8 protein-coding genes are annotated in these 14,159 nt (G+C 65.8%); all 8 read right to left on the minus strand.

Features of this window, described 5'->3' with window-relative positions:
* Positions 1 to 26: 26 nt before the first annotated feature.
* The gene (addA, locus tag ACYG97_RS24450) at positions 27 to 3,545 is read right to left on the minus strand and encodes a double-strand break repair helicase AddA (protein WP_023732731.1); all 3,519 of its coding nucleotides are present in this window, start codon (positions 3,543 to 3,545) and stop codon (positions 27 to 29) included.
* Positions 3,542 to 6,679, minus strand: coding sequence for a double-strand break repair protein AddB (gene addB / locus ACYG97_RS24455; RefSeq protein ID WP_286440518.1), 3,138 nt, complete (start codon positions 6,677 to 6,679; stop codon positions 3,542 to 3,544). The genes addA and addB overlap by 4 nt, the downstream gene beginning before the upstream one ends.
* Positions 6,676 to 7,380 carry a nucleotidyltransferase family protein gene (locus ACYG97_RS24460; protein WP_031197320.1) on the minus strand — a complete coding sequence of 235 codons (705 nt, stop codon included), beginning with the start codon at positions 7,378 to 7,380 and terminating at the stop codon, positions 6,676 to 6,678. The genes addB and ACYG97_RS24460 overlap by 4 nt, the downstream gene beginning before the upstream one ends.
* Positions 7,381 to 7,394: 14 nt before the next feature.
* Complete coding sequence (gene tsaE, locus ACYG97_RS24465; protein WP_023732730.1) at positions 7,395 to 8,906, minus strand: tRNA (adenosine(37)-N6)-threonylcarbamoyltransferase complex ATPase subunit type 1 TsaE; 1,512 nt, start codon at positions 8,904 to 8,906, stop codon at positions 7,395 to 7,397.
* 8 nt (positions 8,907 to 8,914) lie between these two features.
* Entirely contained in the window at positions 8,915 to 11,479 is a 2,565-nt protein-coding gene (locus tag ACYG97_RS24470) for a sensor histidine kinase (RefSeq protein ID WP_023672300.1), read from the minus strand.
* 308 nt (positions 11,480 to 11,787) lie between these two features.
* Positions 11,788 to 13,188 (minus strand): adenosylhomocysteinase, encoded by a 1,401-nt coding sequence (gene ahcY / locus ACYG97_RS24475; RefSeq protein WP_023681401.1) that lies wholly within the window; start codon positions 13,186 to 13,188, stop codon positions 11,788 to 11,790.
* Positions 13,189 to 13,394: 206 nt separating this feature from the next.
* A complete protein-coding gene (locus tag ACYG97_RS24480; protein WP_023672303.1) occupies positions 13,395 to 13,685 on the minus strand; it encodes an HPr family phosphocarrier protein in 291 nt (96 codons plus the stop codon).
* Positions 13,682 to 14,083, minus strand: a complete 402-nt coding sequence (locus ACYG97_RS24485) for a PTS sugar transporter subunit IIA (RefSeq protein WP_023672304.1) — start codon at positions 14,081 to 14,083, stop codon at positions 13,682 to 13,684. Before ACYG97_RS24485 ends, ACYG97_RS24480 begins: the two co-directional genes overlap by 4 nt.
* Positions 14,084 to 14,159 lie beyond the last annotated feature (76 nt).

Raw genomic sequence — 14,159 nt, forward strand, 5'->3', positions numbered from 1 at the left:
CAGCCCTTCTTCAAGCAGAACTTGTGTCACGCTCCCGTGAGTCGGGCAAGGGCGTCATCCATCGCCTGCGCCGGCAGTTCGATAAGCCTCGGTGCCTCGGTAAACAGCAGCGCCGCCGTCACTGCGCGGCCGGGGTAAAGCGGCTTGAGCAGCGCGCGGTAGAGCGCCAGCTGCAGTATATAGGCCGGCGGCACCTGGGCCAGGCCTGCGGGCGCCGGCCGGTTGGTCTTGTAGTCGACGATCGATACGCGCCCGGGCGTCACCGCCAGCCGGTCGATCTTGCCGGAGATCGAGCGCAGCCTGCCCTTGACCTCGATACTGCCCATGACGGCCACTTCGGCGCGGGACGAGCGCGAAAACAGCCCGGCAAAACGCGAATCTCTGAGGATCGCCATCACCGAAGCCAGCGCCTTGTTGCGCTCGGCCTCCGGCCAGTCGGCGCCGGCTCGAATGAGATACTGCGCCGCCGCGCCTTGCCGTTCGTCTTCGGCAAAACCGGGCAGCATCTGCAGCAGCTTGTGCAGCGCCAGCCCGCGCATCACGGCAAAACCGGGCTCCGCTTCGCTGTCCAGCACCGGCGAACGCGTATCGACGACCGCCTCCTTGCCCTCGTCGATCAGCGCCGACGCGCCGGAAGGCGACAGCGGGCGCGGCAGCTCCTCATAAGGCGGCAAGGGCCGGAACAAGCCCACCGGCAGCGGCGGCACCTGTTGCGGCAGCCGCGACTCGTCGGCTGCCGCTTGCGCCACCGGCGGAAGCTTGGTCATGACGAAACGGTGCACCGGCTCGCTGCTGGCGGGGTGGCGGCGCTCGGTGCTTTCGGGTGCACCTGTCAGCGCGCGGCTGACGATCGAATGCCAGGTGCCGGTGCTGGGCTGACGCTTGCCGTGATAGCCGCAGACGATCAGCCGGTCCTCGGCGCGCGTCATGCCGACATAGAGCAGCCGCCGGTATTCGTCGTCGGCAAGCTCCCGCGCCCTGGCCGAGGCCGCCTTGGAGAAGCCGTTGGCGACATCGGCGGCCGAGCGCCAGAGATAGCCCTTGCCGTCGAAATTGCGGCCCGAAGCGTCGAACGGCATGAGCCGCGGCAGATGCTGGTCGCTGAACGGCGCCGAACCGCCATCGACCAGGAAGACAACAGGCGCTTCCAGGCCCTTGGCGGCATGCACGGTCATGACGCGGACCTCGTCGCGCGTCTGGTCCATCTCGCGCTTGATCTCCGGGCCGGTGTTTTCCAGCGTCGCCAGGAAAGCCTCCAGCCCCGGCAAGCCGGTGCGTTCTTCGGCCAGACAGAAACTCAGGAACTCGTCGAGAATATCGCCGGCTTCCGGTCCAAGCCGGGCGATCATCTTCTTGCGCAGGCCGTCGCGCGCCAGCACCCCGGCGTAGAATTCGAACACCGGCCGGAACGCCGCCTCGTTGGCCCAGCCGTCGAGCCGGGCAACGACATCGGTCAGCGCGGTATTGTCGCCAGCATGCTGGCGTAATGAGGCGATCAGCGATGTTCCGGCTGGCCGTCCGGCGCCAAGCGTAAAAAGCGTCTCCTCCGACACGTCGAAAACCGGGCTGCGCAGCACGGCGGCGAGCGACAGGTCATCCTGCGGCTGGATGAGGAAATGGCCGAGTGCGATCAGGTCCTTGACCGCGATGTGGCCGGGCAGGCTCAGCCGGTCGGCGCCGGCGACGGGAATATCGCGGTCCTTCAGCGCGCGCGACAGCGCATGGACGAAGCGGTCGCGCTTGCGCACCAGCACAAGAATGTCGCCGGCCCTCAGCCTGCGTCCCTTGCCCTCGATGATCTCGCGGTCCTTGAGCCAGGTCTGGATGGTCGCAGCCACGTGCTCGGCCACCCGCACAGCCGGCGCGCTGGCATGATTGACCGGCAACGTCCAGTCGTCGGGCTCCTCGACGGCGTCAGCGCCGAGCGACGGCCAGACCTCGACATAGCCAGGCGCGTCGTTGCGGATCGCCTTGTGGTCGAGCGGATCGGGGTCATGGCTGATGCCGCGCCGCACGCCCGGATCGGCAAAGACGCGGTCGACGGCGGCAAGCACGTCGTCGGTCGACCGGAACGACCAGGTCAGTTTCAGGTCGGCAAACGAAGCATTGGCGGCGTTCACGCGTCCGGAAAACAAGAGCCGGCTGTCGGCGAAGGAATCCGGCGCGGCACCCTGAAAGGAATAGATCGACTGCTTTTCGTCGCCGACGGCGAACACCGTGCGATTGGTCGTGCCGCGCTGGCCGTGGCCGGCAAAGAACTCCTCCGCCAGCCGCTTCACCACCTCCCATTGGTCGGGGCTGGTGTCCTGCGCCTCGTCCAGCAGGATGTGGTCGATACCCTGGTCGAGCTTGTACTGCACCCAGGGGCCGGCATCGGGCCGCGCCAGAAGGTTGACGGTGCGGATGATGAGGTCGTTGAAATCGAGAAAGCCGCGGCTGCGCTTCAGGCGCTCGTACCGCACGATCAGCCAGTCGGCTATGGTCAACGCCGCGACCGTGCCTTCCAGCATCCGGAACAGCGCCAGCCGGTCGGAGACGTCTGTTATCGACTTGACGGCCGCCAGATAGCGCTCGGGAAGGTCGGGCAGCCGGCCGAGCAGCGCCTTCTTGAACAACTTTGAGGGATCATAGGGGTCGCCATCGGCCTTGAGAAAGGCTTTGCCGAGCATCTGCAGCCGGCGGGTCGGGTCCGTCTCGGCAAAGGCCAAGCGGGCATAGGGCAAGAGATTGTTGAGCACGGTGCGGGCGTCGGTGGCCTCGGCGGCACTGGCGAACACTGCAAAGAAGTCCGGCAGGAAACCCGGCAGCGGCCATACCGATGCCGCTATGTCTTCGGCGCTCTGCCCGGGGCGAAAATGGAATTCGTCGAACAGGGCCTGAAAGCCGCCGCCGTCGCGCCGGACCGCACCGATGAAGCCGCGTAAGCCGTCGCGCTTGCGCACGATTTCGGCGAGCAGCGCATCGAGTCCGTGTTCGCCGCCGCGCTCCAGCACGGTGGCAAAGGCCTCGGCCAGTCCGGTGTCTCCGGCTGACGTGCCCGAAATCATGTCCCGGCGGGCGCCAGCAAACAGCGAGGCCTCCATCTGCGGATCGAGCATTTCGAAATGCGCCGGGATGTTGGCCTCCAGCGGAAACTGGTGCAGCACCGATTCGCAGAAGGCGTGGATGGTCTGGATCTTCAGCCCGCCCGGCGTTTCCAGCGCTTCGGCAAACAGCCGGCGCGCCCGCCGCATCGTGTCGCGGTCGGGTCGGCGGCCGTCCACCGCCTCAATCTTTGTGGCAAGCTCGGCATCGCCGAGCGCCGTCCATTCCGACAGGGTCGAGAACACGCGGTTCGACATGTTGGCGGCGGCCGCCCGCGTATAGGTCAGGCACAGGATCTTCGACGGATCGGTGCCGTTGAGCAGCAGCCGGATGACGCGCTGGGCCAGCACATGCGTCTTGCCCGAGCCGGCATTGGCGGACACCCAGGCCGAGTTCTTCGGGTCGGAGGCGCGCGCCTGGCTGGCGGCGGTTTCGCTGGGGATGGGATAGGCTTTTTTCATGCCTCCCCCGCCTCGTCATCGCTGTCGCCGCCGGCCGACCATTCGAGCACGCGCGCCAGATGGTCGTAATCGCCATCGCTCTCGCCCTCGCGAAAAGGCAGCGCCCGCGACAGATAGCCGGTCGTCGGATCGGCATAGTGGACCAGCAGCTTTTCCAACCGCGCCCAAGCCTCCTCGGCGAGGTCTTCGGCGGTCCGAGGCTGGCGGTTGTAGTCGAGGATGGATTCCTCGAACACTTCGCCATTCGGCTTCAGCCGCACGAATGCGAGCTGGGAGGGCTCGCGCGCGCCAAGCCCCTTGAAGGCGCCGCGCCGGAGCAGCGCCCCTTCGAGCGCCAGCTGTGGCGCCAGCAGCGTGTGGGCCTGCGCCTTGGACGGGGACGAGCCGGTCTTGTAGTCGAGAATGTCGGCCATGCCACCGGCCAAAAGGTCGACGCGGTCGGCATAGCCGGACAGCGTCACGCCGGTGCGGCCGACAGCGGTCTTTTCGGCGCGCTCCTCGGCATGCCGCCGGGCGACGGCGGGAGCGCGGCCGCGCTCCCATTCGATGATGTTGGCGGCAAGCTTTTCGAAGCGCGGCCACCACACAGCCTCGACGTCGGCGGGCAGGGCGATCTCGGCAAAGCAGGTCCGGCCGGCAGCGATGAGGCGTTCCAGAGCTTCGGGCGCGCGGGGATCCGCCACCTCTGTCGAGAACAGATGCAGGATGTCATGAAACAGCGTGCCGCGCTCGGCCGCACCGGGATCGCGGATCACCGGTTCGAGCGGCAGAAGGCTCAGAATACGCCTTGCATAGACCGCATAGGGGTCGCGTCGCAACGTCTCGATCGCGGTCACCGAGAAGTGGGTGGGCCGCATGCTCAGCGGCGGTTTCGGCTGCGGTCGCGGCGCGAAATGCTGCCGCTCGCCGGCATCGAGCGCGCGCGCCCAGGCAAGCAATTCGTCGCCGCGCCCGCGCAATGCGGCCGCCGGATCCTTGCCGATGAAGGTGAGGATGCGCTGCAGCCAGCGCGACGGCACCGCCGGTGCGTCGCCGGCTCGGGCGGAGCGCGTCAGCACCACCTTTTTCGCCCCCATCGCCATCTGGAAGTCGTGGGCGGCAAGGCCGATACGGCGCTCTGGCGGCTCGAGATCGATGCCGGTCTTCATCAACCGCGACATGAAGCGATCGCTTTCCGGCTTGCGTGGCCACACGCCTTCGTTCAGCCCGCCAATGACAAGCGTGTCGACGCTCTGCAGCCGTGCCTCCAGCGCGCCCCATATCGCGATGTTGCGGTCTGTGCCTTGCCCCGGCTTGACCGTTTCCGGTGCTACCAGCGCGTCCATCACATCAGGCCATTCGTCGGCCGGGAAGTCGAACGATGCAGACGCGGCGACCACACCGCGCAACAGCTCGGCGAGTTTCTCGCCGGCGTCGCCGGCATAAAATTCAGCCAGGCTGCCCTCCGCCGTGCGGCCGAGATTTTCCAGCGCGGCGACGCTCGCTCTGGTCAACGCGACGAGATCGGCGTTCTCTTCACCGCGAAAGGCGGTCAGCGGCGCCAGTGCCGTCACAAGCCGGCTCAGCATATCGCGGGCATCGTCGATGCCGCGCCCGCTCAGGCGCGAAAACCAGAAGGGCTGGCGCTTGTCCCCGCTCAGCCCGGCGAGACGCTCCTCGAACAGTGCTGGCAAAGAGGCGATGTCGGGGCGTCCGGTGCCGCCGCGCAGCGCCACGAGTTCGATGAGCTCGGCGGCATGGCGCACGCCGGTGCGCTCAAGTCCGAGCCCGAGCAGCGGATGCTTGAGCAGCGACAAAAGGCCGACGGGATCGCCGGGCCGGAATACCGCTTGAAGTGTGAGCCGCAGCAGGCTGGCGGCAGGCGTGTTGGCGAGCGGCGTGCCGCCGGAATCGTCGGCGATCACGCCGAAGCGCAACAGCTCGGCCGAGACGCGCCGCGCCAGCCAGCGGTCGCCGGTAACGAGCGCTGCCCTTAGTCCCGGCTGTTCCACGGCGGTTTTCAGCGCGATGGCGATCGCCGCCGCCTCGTCGCGTTCGCTGGCGGCTTCGATCAGCGTCACGTCGGCGAAGGCCTCGGCGATGTCTACGGCGTTGAAGCATATGCGGGTCTCGGCCCATAATTCCGTGGTCTCGGCCGGCCGCAGCGCCTCGCCGACAAGGGCCGCGCGGAGCGCCAGTGCGGGCTCGGCGGAGACCACTTCCTCGACATCGCCACGCAGCACGCCAATCTTGCCGATCAGCTTGGCCATGCCGTATTGCGGGTGGCCAAGCAGTGCCGGCCGCGCACCGGGCGCCCCAATCGCGGCAAAAGACGGTTCGTCCAGCATCCCATCGAGCCCGGGCAGCACCACGGCGCCGTTGGGCAGGCTGGCGACCGTGGCAAGCAGTTCGGCCGTGGCGGGAATAGAGCCCGTCGAGCCGGCGGCGATCACCGGGCCTTTGGGCGGGTTGCGTTCCAGCCGCTTCGCCTCGCGCCGGATCAGCGCATTGCGGTGCGCGGCCGGGTTGGAGCGGTCGCGCTCCTCCAGCAATTTCGGCCAGGCCTCGGTGACGATACGGAGGAAATCGAGCGTCACAAGCCACCATCCGGCAAGATTGCCGGTGACCAGATCGGCAAGCCTGGTCCAGTCCGTGCCTTCGGTTTCGATCTCGTCCATCAGCCGGGCGAGGTCGCGCGCCAGCCAGATCGCATCGGCGGCGGAGGCCGGCACGACGATCTCTTCGTTGAACATATCAAGGACATGCGCCGGCAAGGTGCGCTTCCAGGCCCGCACCAGCGGCGCCAGTAGCAGCAGGCGTTCGATGGCTGCGATCGGCGGCGCCATTTCAAGCTCGGTCGGCGTGCCGGCGTCGAAGGCGGCTTCGTCCTCGTCGAACTCTCCGAGCGGGCGGATGACCGGCAGGATCGCCGAACGGCGGCTCCCCCCCGGTCCCGAAAGCGCGTCGACAAAAGCGCCGCGCAGCGCACGGGCCGCGCGCCGTGTCGGCACATAGATGGTGACATCAGCCAGCGCCAGCGGATCGCCGTCGAACCGGAAGCCGGGCACCAGCCGTCCGGCCAGCAAGGCCTCGGCCAGAGTCGGCAGGAATGGCGCTCCGGGCGGGATCGAAAGAACGCGGCGCGCGCCGCTCATACCACCTTCGCGAGAGCTTCGGCGGCGGCCGCTTCCGCCTGCGGAATGGCGTCGGGAGTGCCGACGGTGATCCAGCTTCCGCGCATCTGCATGCCGAACAGACGGCCAGAGGCGATTGCCTTGTCGAAATAGGTGTTGAGCGAATGCGCCCCGGCCGGCGCATCCCTGAAGATGGCGGGATTGACGATTGCCGCTCCGGCATAGATCAACCCGGCCGGATCGCCTTTCGAGCGCCGCAGGCCGCCATCCGGCGCCATCAGGAAATCCGTGCCGACACCGTGTCCGGTGGCCGAGTCGAGATCGGTAAGCATCAGCAGAATATCCATTTTCGCGCCGTCCCATGCAAGGGCAAGGCGCTCGAGGCTGGGCTGGCCGCTGTCGATCCAGAACGTATCGGCGTTGATGATGTAGAAGGGGTCGCTGCCCAGCAGCGGCAATGCCTTGACGATGCCACCCGCCGAATTCAGCAGTGCGTCGCGCTCGTCGGAAATGACGATCTTTGGCGCCCGCCTGTGGGCTATATGGGCGACGATCTGGTCCGGCAGATAGTGCACGTTGACGATGGCTTTCTCGACGCCGGCCGCTTCGAGACTGTCCAGCCCCCAGTCGAGCAAGGTCCTGCCGGCGATCCGCACCAGCGGCTTCGGCATGGTGTCGGTGATCGGCCGCATGCGCTTGCCAAGACCCGCCGCCAGCACCATCGCTGTGGTCAAGGTCACGGGAGCCGTTCCTCCAGCAGGCCATGTGCCATGTAAAACTCCTTCAGCTGAGCCAGCGCCGGGTGCGCCAGCGCCCGCCTGAGATAATCGCGGATGCGCGGCAGGTGTCGGAGATAATAGGGCTTACCGTCGCGCTTTTCGAGCCGCACGAAAATGCCGAGGATCTTTGAATTGCGCTGCGCCGCCATGATCGCATAGGCTGCGCGGAAGGCGTCCTCATCGAAGCCGCCGGCGGCGTGGCGCGCAGCGACATAGGCGTCCACGGTCCGCTGCTCGATATCGGGCGAAACGGTGACGCGGGCATCCATGGCCAGCGACGCAACGTCATAGGCCGCAGGACCCATCAGCGCGTCCTGGACGTCGACGATGCCGAGGCGGTCGTGGCCTTTGCGGTCACCGCGCCAGATGATGTTGGGCGAATGGAAGTCGCGCAGCATCAGCGTGTATTCCTGTGTGTCCAGCCGATCGAGAACCGCGTTCCATTCCCTGTGATAGCCGGCGCGTAAAGCCTCGCTTGCCGGGCTGCCGGTCACCATCGGCACATACCAATCGACCAAGAGATCGGCTTCGATCAGCATGGCGTCGCGATCGAACGGCGGCACCTCATGGAAGACGCCCGGCACGGCCTCCATGCGCTGCGGCCAGGTCTTCCCATGCATCATCGCCAGCAATTCGGCCGCTGCCGCGTAGCGCTCGGCCACCGGCTCATCATTGCCGTCGAGAAAACCTTCCGAGCCTAGATGCTCCAGCAGCAGAAAGCCCCGTTCGAGATCCTCGGCATGGATTTTTGGGACACTGACACCTTGCGACAGCAGCGCCTTGTCGATGGCGACGAAAGCGGTGACCGACTGCGCCGTGTGGGCGATCACGGCATAGGGCTTGCCGTCCCGCACCGGCGGCCCCAGCACCAGCCGCGGCGAATTCATCAGCACGCGCGGCGCAAGGCCGGCGAGCGAAACAATCTCGTAAGAGCGCGCCGAGGCGTCGCCGACGAAATGGCGCCGCGCGGCGTCGCCCCAACCGGCCGTTTTGAGGAAATCGCGCATCGCCAGCGATCGCGCCACGCGTTCGAAGGCAACGCCTTGGCCCGATAGTTTCGCCAATCGTCCTTCGTCCTGATGGACGAGTTCGATCCAGATCGACGTTCTCGGAAAAGCGGCCTCCGCCCGTTCCGGCCACTCGACAAGGGCAGCGCCCTGCAGCAGCGCCTCGTCGAAACCCAGCTCGTCCATCTCGCCGGCCGAGGACAGGCGATAGAGATCGAAATGGTGCACGGGGATGCGCGTGTCGTAGCTTTGCACCAAGGTGAAGGTAGGGCTCGGCACATCGAGGCCGGCATCATCGGCCAGCGCCCTGATCAGGGCCCGCGCCAGCGTTGACTTGCCGGCGCCGAGATCGCCCTTGAGCGCCAGCACGTCGCCCGGCCGCAGCGCCATGGCCAGGTCTTCGCCGAGCCTTGAGGTCGCAGCCTCGTCGGCGAGAAAACGCTCCGGCACAACAACAGTCATCGAGCGCGCTACTCGGCCGCGGCGCGGATGCCCGACGGTGCATCGGGGAAGGTGCAGATGACGGTGGTGCCCTTGTCCTTGCCGGTCTCGATGCGCACGCTGCCGCCGTGCAGCTCGACAAAGCTCTTGACGATCGACAGGCCTAAGCCCGCACCGCGCCGGCGCCCGCCATTGGTGCGCGGCTCGAAGCGGCGGAACACCGAATCGAGCAGGTCCGGCGGCATGCCGGGGCCGTTGTCATGGACGGAGAATTCCACACCTTGCTCCAAATGCCGGCAGGCAAGCGTGATAGTGCTCGCCTCCGGCGCGTAATTGGCCGCGTTGCTGAGCAGATTGTAGAGGATCTGGCGAACCCGGGTCTCGTCGCCGTGAAAACTCTTCGGCGCCGCAGCGGCGTCGATCCGGAGCTTGATCGAATGCTCTTGCAGCCGGTCGGCGACCAGTTCGGCCGCGGCCTCGATGGTGCGCTCGACGCTTACCTCCGAAATGTCGAGCTGCATGATGCCGGCGTCGACGGTGGCGAGGTCGAGTATGTCGTTGACGATGGTGAGCAGCACCGAGGATGACGAGCCGACATGCTCGACATATTCGCGCTGCTTTGGGCTGAGCGGCCCGGTCGCCGGCAGCGACAGAAGCTCGGTGAAGCCGATGATGTTGGTCAGCGGCGAGCGCAGCTCGTAGGAGACGTGCTGCACGAACTCGTTCTTCAGCTGGTCGGATTTCTGCAGCGCTTCGTTCTTGTCCTTCAGCGCGCGCTCGACATTGACGCTGTCGGTGACGTCCACAAAGGTCATCATCACCTGGCCGTTGGGCAGCGGGATGACGGCGTAGCTGAGCACGGTGCCGTTCTTCAGTTCGGTCTGGCCATGGCGGTCGCGGCGCTCGTCGTCGAAACCGGTGATGGCGGCGACGAACCCGCCCCACGGGCTGTCGACGGCGCGCTGGTCGCTGAGATCGCGGATCGCCGAGACATGGACGTTGGGCTTGATCACATCCTGGCTCAGTCCCCACAGCGCGACAAAGGCCGGGTTCGACAGGCGCAGCCGCCCATCGGGACCGAACACGGCGACGCCTTCGGCCAGATTGTCGAGCGTTTCGCCCTGGACCCGCACCGCCGTCTGGTAGCGGCTTTCGAGGTCCATCTTCTCGGTCAGGTTCTCGAACACCCAGGTCACGCCGCCCTTCGGCTGGGGGTTGGCGACCACGCGGATGGTCTTGCCGTCGGGCAGATGCCACCAATGCTCTTGCGATTCCACCGCGCGGTAGGCGCCAAGCAGGCCTTCTTTCCAACGCCGCCATTCCGGCTGCTCGGCGATCTTGCCTTCGCTGCGCAGCCGGTCGAGCAGCAGCGCATTGTCGGGCGCGCTGTGCAGGAAGCCCGGGTCCAGCCCCCACAGTTTCTGGAACGCCTGGTTGAAGAAGCGCAACTTCTCGTTGGCATCGAAGATCGCCACCGCCGTGTTGAGCTGGTCGAGCGTGTCGGCATGGCTGCGCACCGTGCGCTCATATTCGCCGCGAATGGTTTCGGTGGCGCTGGTGTCGCAGGCAAGGCCGGCCGAGCCGTCCGCACCGGCGAAGTCGGTGACGGCGAACACGCGGCGGTCGCCCTCGATCACTGTCGACAGCGTTTGTTCGAAGATTGGGCGCGATTTGTGCTGCGCGGCGATCTGTTCGCGCGCTTGGGCGCCGAGGAATTCCTTGGCTTCGCGCACGGCGGTCTCGGCGTTCGGTGCCTCGACCGCTCCGGCATAGGCACGGTTGACCCATTTCAGCCGCCCGTCGGTGGCGCGCAGCCAGGCCGGCATCGGCAAGGCGTCGAGCAGGCCGATCATGGTCTCGTAGTCGGCGGCCAGACGCTGGTTCTCGATCTTCAGCCTGGCCTGGCTCCTCTGAGTTTCCGACAGCGAGACGAAGCGCACCAGCACATGCGCGGCGCTCTTGCGGCCATGCACTTCAAGCGGCGCCCCGGCCTGCGATTCGATCACGAGATCAAAGGGTTTCGCTTTCTCGCGCAGACCAGCGACGGCATTTTCGAGCGCCGCCGCCGAGCGCGGCATCAGCCAGCGGCCGAAGGCGAGGAAGGCTGCACGGTCGTCCGGCGCACCGCTTTCCAGCGGCAGCGTGCCGATCAGCTCCGGCTTCTTGTTCTCCGACGCCCAGACGATGACGCGCTGGTCACGCAGATTGAGCAGCGCCTCGGAGCGCTGCAGCGCCGCATTGATGTCGGCAATGCGGGCTCTGAGTTCGACATTCTGCGCCGAGGTGCGGGCTCTTTCGCGGATCAGGAAGATGGCCGAGACCAGTGCCGCGCCCATGACGCCGACGAACATGGCGAGCTGGATGACTTCGACCGCGCTGACCGACAGTCCGGCCTTCTGCGCAATGGCCGGCTCGGCATGGGCGGCAAACGAGGTGAGCGGGCCGGCAAGAGCTGAGGTGGCAAGAAAGCCGGCGGTGCGGGCGCCGACGCGCCTCTTCAGGCCACCGCCTGTCGTGACGGAGCCATTGCTATCGGAATCGTCATGGCCGCCGGAAACGGCCGATCCCGCGCGAGGCGGGTTTTCCCCCGGCATGCCTTGGTCCTCTTCGCCGCCTGAATGCAAGACCGCCTAGATCAGGATCACGTTTGATGGAAACGCCCTTCTGACCTAACTCTTTTCTAAAGAGCATGATCTTTTCCGAAAACCGCTTCCCACTTTTCGCTGACGCGGTCCTTCGGTTCGAATCATGCTCTCGATGCGTACGCCGGCCTCGTCCCCGGCCCACGAATCAGCACAATAGCGCGTGCTGGAATCGGCGTGAAGAATCATCCGCGCAAAAAAGAAGCCGGGCGAAAAGTCAATCGCCCGGCTTCAATATCTAGTGGTAAACGCCGCTTTGGCTAATAGCGGTAGTGTTCCGGCTTGAACGGACCCTGCGGAGTCACGCCGATATAGGCGGCCTGTTCGCCGGAAAGTTCGGTCAAGCGGGCTCCAAGCTTGTCGAGATGCAGACGCGCCACCTTCTCGTCGAGGTGCTTGGGCAGCACATAGACCTGGTTCTGGTACTGGCCGGGCTTGGTGTAGAGCTCGATCTGCGCCAGCACCTGATTGGTGAACGAAGCCGACATCACGAAGCTCGGATGACCGGTCGCGTTGCCGAGGTTGAGCAGGCGCCCCTCGGACAGCAGGATCATCCGCTTGCCGTCCGGGAAGGTTATCATGTCGACCTGCGGCTTGACGTTGGTCCATTGCAGGTTGCGCAGCGACGCGACCTGGATCTCATTGTCGAAGTGGCCGATATTGCCGACGATCACCATGTCCTTCATCGAGCGCATGTGGTCGAGGGTGACGACATCCTTGTTGCCGGTGGTGGTGATGACGATGTCGGCGGTCGGTGCGGCATCTTCCAGCGTGACGACTTCAAAGCCGTCCATCGCCGCTTGCAGCGCGCAGATCGGATCGACTTCGGTGACCTTGACGCGGGCGCCGGCGCCCTTGAGCGAAGCCGACGAGCCCTTGCCGACGTCGCCATAGCCGCAGACGACCGCAACCTTGCCGGCCATCATGGTGTCGGTGCCGCGGCGGATGCCGTCGACCAGCGATTCCTTGCAGCCATATTTGTTGTCGAACTTCGACTTGGTGACCGAGTCGTTGACGTTGATCGCCGGGAAGGGCAGCAGGCCCTTCTTCTGCAGCTGGTAGAGTCGGTTGACACCCGTGGTCGTCTCTTCGGTGACGCCGCGGATGGCTTCCTTCTGCTTGGTGAAGAACCCGGGCGAAGCCTTCAGCCGCTTCTTGACCTGGGCGTAGAAGTATTCCTCTTCCTCGCTCTGCGGGTTGGACAGCACGTCCTCGCCGGCTTCGGCGCGGGCGCCGATCAGTATGTACATGGTGGCGTCGCCGCCATCGTCGAGGATCATGTTGGAGAGGCCCCCATCGGCCCACTGGAAGATCCTGTCGGTGTAGTCCCAATACTCCTCGAGCGACTCGCCCTTGACGGCGAACACCGGGATGCCGGCCTCGGCGATGGCTGCGGCCGCATGGTCCTGGGTCGAGAAGATGTTGCACGAGGCCCAACGGATATCGGCGCCAAGCGCCTTCAGCGTCTCGATCAGCACCGCGGTCTGGATGGTCATGTGCAGCGATCCGGTGATGCGCGCACCTTTCAACGGCTTCTTGTCGCCGAATTCCTCGCGGCAGGCCATCAGGCCCGGCATTTCGGTTTCGGCGATATCGAGTTCCTTGCGGCCCCAGCCGGCAAGCGAGATGTCGGCGACCACATAGTCCTTGCTACCTGTCATGGCAGTGCTCCGGTGTGATTTGTCTTCAGAATGCGCCTGCGCCACACGGCGCGTCGAAGGGCGCGGAATGCCGGCCTGACTAGCAGATCGCCGCCAAGACGACAATGGGATATAAAGAAATCTTTATGCGCGTATGTGTTTACGGGGATGCATGCCGCCCAAAAGTATCCGGCGGTTTTGGGACAACGGCGTCCAAAGCAAAAACTTCAGCACTCTTCGCCGAAGCGCGAGGCGACCAGCTGCTCCAGCGCGTCCATCGCCGCTGCGGCTTCAGCGCCGCTGGCGGTGACGCGGATCGAATAACCGGGGCTCGCCGCCAGCATCATCAGCCCCATGATCGAGGTGCCGCCGACCTTGAGACCATCCTTCTCGACATGGACGGTGGCGTCGAAGCCGCTGGCGACCTGGACGAACTTCGCCGAGGCGCGCGCATGCAGGCCGCGCTGGTTGACGATCGGGAACTCGCGCACGATCTCACCGGGCGACAGCGCGTTCATTTGCTGCTCAGCAGCTGACTTGCGACGTTGATGTATTTGCGCCCCGCGGCCTGCGCCTCGTCGAGCGCGGTCGCCATGTTGTCGCCCTTGCGGATCGACGACAGCTTGATCAGCATCGGCAGGTTCATGCCGGCGATGACCTCGGTGCGACCGGATTCCATCACCGAAATGGCGAGGTTGGAAGGCGTGCCGCCGAACATATCGGTCAGAACGATGACGCCGGTCCCGGTGTCGACGCGGCCGACGGCGTCGACGATATCGCGCCGACGCTGCTCCATATCGTCGTCGGCGCCGATTGCCACGGTTTCGAAATTGTCTTGTGGCCCCACGACATGTTCCACGGCATGGCGGAACTCGGCGGCCAGTTGACCGTGCGTTACAAGCACGAGTCCGATCATTCTATGGTGGCTCCCGTCATCGCCGCTTCACAGGCGCTTTTTATGCTCGCCGGCCATCCCAGGCGGCGGGAGCGCT

This window comes from Mesorhizobium sp. W067, from assembly GCF_054719525.1.

Excerpts from the sequence above, each read along its gene's own strand:
- ACYG97_RS24460 (WP_031197320.1), bottom strand. The coding sequence starts at position 7,380 with ATGGTGCTGGCGGCGGGTCTTGGCAAGCGCATGCGGCCGATCACCGAC.
- addA (WP_023732731.1), bottom strand. The coding sequence starts at position 3,545 with ATGAAAAAAGCCTATCCCATCCCCAGCGAAACCGCCGCCAGCCAGGCG.
- ahcY (WP_023681401.1), bottom strand. The coding sequence starts at position 13,188 with ATGACAGGTAGCAAGGACTATGTGGTCGCCGACATCTCGCTTGCCGGC.
- addB (WP_286440518.1), bottom strand. The coding sequence starts at position 6,679 with ATGAGCGGCGCGCGCCGCGTTCTTTCGATCCCGCCCGGAGCGCCATTC.
- tsaE (WP_023732730.1), bottom strand. The coding sequence starts at position 8,906 with ATGACTGTTGTTGTGCCGGAGCGTTTTCTCGCCGACGAGGCTGCGACC.
- ACYG97_RS24480 (WP_023672303.1), bottom strand. The coding sequence starts at position 13,685 with ATGAACGCGCTGTCGCCCGGTGAGATCGTGCGCGAGTTCCCGATCGTC.
- ACYG97_RS24485 (WP_023672304.1), bottom strand. The coding sequence starts at position 14,083 with ATGATCGGACTCGTGCTTGTAACGCACGGTCAACTGGCCGCCGAGTTC.
- ACYG97_RS24470 (WP_023672300.1), bottom strand. The coding sequence starts at position 11,479 with ATGCCGGGGGAAAACCCGCCTCGCGCGGGATCGGCCGTTTCCGGCGGC.